The organism is Ensifer sp. ENS07, from assembly GCF_014852185.1.
In the GTDB taxonomy this organism is placed as follows: domain Bacteria; phylum Pseudomonadota; class Alphaproteobacteria; order Rhizobiales; family Rhizobiaceae; genus Ensifer; species Ensifer adhaerens.
The window spans coordinates 1-535 of sequence record NZ_JACVBE010000066.1 but is presented as its reverse complement, the minus strand read 5'-3'; the positions used below and the strand labels follow the sequence as shown (position 1 = coordinate 535).

Annotated in this window: 1 protein-coding gene; it reads right to left on the bottom strand. The window is 64.9% G+C overall.

Annotated features, from left to right (window positions below; all coding sequences use genetic code 11):
• The coding region (locus tag IB277_RS37650) for a VCBS domain-containing protein (protein ID WP_210339740.1) at positions 1–535 on the bottom strand (535 nt) is incomplete at both ends.

Genomic DNA, 535 nt, shown 5'->3' with positions numbered 1-535 from the left:
CCGTCATCGACGGTGACGTCGTAGGTCTGCACCAGGATCTGGCCGGCCTGCAGCGAGTCGAGCACGCTGTCGGCAACCTGGAAGTTCCAGCCAAGCTTGTCGGTTGCCTGGTTCAGAGGATCGAGCGAGAAGGTACCGAGATAGCCGTTACCGCCCGCCGTGAAGCTCGCCGTGTGCGTGTCGAGCGTATCGACGTCGCGAAAGCCGATCGTGCCGTCCTGCGTGTGCGTGGCCGTGTTCTCGCCCGGAAAGCCGTCAAAGCGCTCCACCACGCCGCCGAGCTGCCAACCGGACGTGATCACCGGGGCATCGTTGGTGCCGGTGATCGTGATCGTCACGGTTTGCGTCGCCGTACCGCCCTTGCCGTCGTCGACGGTGACGTCATAGGTCTGCGTCAGCTTCTGGCCCGCCTGCAGCGAGTCGAGCACGCTGTCGGCAACCTTGAAGCTCCAGCCGACCTGATCGGTTGCCTGGTTCAGCGGGTCGAGCGCGAAGGTGCCGAGATAGCCGTTGCCGTTCGCCTTGAAGCTGGCGG